Genomic DNA, 1,657 nt, shown 5'->3' on the forward strand with positions numbered 1-1,657 from the left:
CGGGAAGGGGTTGAGGTGGCGCAGGTGGGCCTGGGCGATGGGGAGTGCCTGGGTGCGCAGGCGGCGGACGGCTGCGGTGATGGGGCCGTAGGTGGAGCCCCAGCCCAGGACGAGGGTGCGGGCGCCGTCGGGGTCGTCGACGTCCAGGTCGGGGACCTGGATGCCGTCGATCTTGGCCTGGCGGGTGCGGACCATGAAGTCGTGGTTGGCGGGGTCGTAGCTGATGTTGCCGGTGCCGTCCTGCTTCTCGATCCCGCCGATCCGGTGTTCCAGGCCGGGCGTGCCCGGCACGGCCCAGGGGCGGGCCAGGGTCCGCGGGTCGCGTTTGTAGGGCCAGAACACCTCGGTGCCGTCCGCGAGGGTGTGGTTGGGGCCCGTCGCGAAGCGGGTGCGCAGGTCGGGCAGGTCTTCCGGGTCGGGGATCCGCCAGGGTTCGGAGCCGTTGGCGAGGTAGCCGTCGGAGAGCAGGAAGACCGGGGTGCGGTAGGTGAGGGCGATGCGGGCGGCCTCCAGCGCGGCGTCGAAGCAGTCGGCGGCCGTCCTCGGGGCGACGACGGGGACGGGGGCTTCGCCGTTGCGGCCGTACATGGCCTGGAGGAGGTCGGCCTGCTCGGTCTTGGTGGGCAGTCCGGTCGAGGGTCCGCCGCGCTGGATGTCCACGATGAGCAGGGGCAGCTCCAGCGAGACGGCCAGGCCGATGGTCTCCGACTTCAGGGCGACGCCCGGGCCGGAGGTGGTGGTGACGGCGAGCGAGCCGCCGAAGGCCGCGCCGAGGGCGGCGCCGATGCCGGCGATCTCGTCCTCGGCCTGGAAGGTCCGCACGCCGAAGTTCTTGTGCTTCGACAGTTCGTGCAGGATGTCCGAGGCCGGGGTGATCGGGTAGGAGCCCAGGTAGAGCGGCAGGTCCGCCTGCCGGGCGGCGGCGATCAGCCCGTAGGACAGGGCGAGGTTGCCCGAGATGTTGCGGTAGGTGCCCGCCGGGAAGGCACTGGTGGCGGGGGCGACCTCGTAGGAGACGGCGAAGTCCTCGGTCGTCTCGCCGAAGTTCCAGCCCGCCCGGAAGGCGACGATGTTCGCCTCGGCGATGCCGGGCTTCTTCGCGAACTTCCGCCGCAGGAAGCTCTCCGTGCCCTCGGTCGGCCGGTGGTACATCCACGACAGCAGCCCCAGCGCGAACATGTTCTTGCTGCGCTCGGCCTCCTTGCGGGAGAGCCCGAAGTCCTTCAGCGCCTCCACCGTCAAAGTGGTCAGCGGCACCGGGTGGATGTTGTAGGCGGCCAGGGAGCCGTCCTCCAGCGGGGAGGTCTCGTAGCCGACCTTGGCCATGGGCCGCTTGGTGAACTCATCCGTATTGATGATGATCTCCGCGCCGCGCGGCACGTCGCCGATGTTGGCCTTCAGCGCCGCCGGGTTCATCGCGACCAGCACGTTCGGCGCGTCACCCGGCGTCAGGATGTCATGGTCCGCGAAATGCAGCTGGAACGAGGACACCCCCGGCAGGGTCCCGGCGGGCGCCCGGATCTCGGCCGGGAAGTTCGGCAGCGTCGAGAGGTCGTTGCCGAAGGACGCCGTCTCCGAGGTGAAACGGTCACCCGTCAGCTGCATACCGTCACCCGAGTCACCCGCGAAACGGATGATCACCCGGTCGACACGGCGG

The 1,657-nt window shown here is 70.5% G+C and carries 1 protein-coding gene; it reads right to left on the reverse strand.

Annotated features, from left to right (window positions below):
- Nucleotides 1-1,657: 2-oxoacid:acceptor oxidoreductase subunit alpha (locus tag ACZ51S_RS34685; RefSeq protein ID WP_468963187.1), on the reverse strand; the 1,657-nt coding region annotated here is incomplete at both ends.

The organism is Streptomyces sp. NPDC034043, assembly GCF_055575675.1.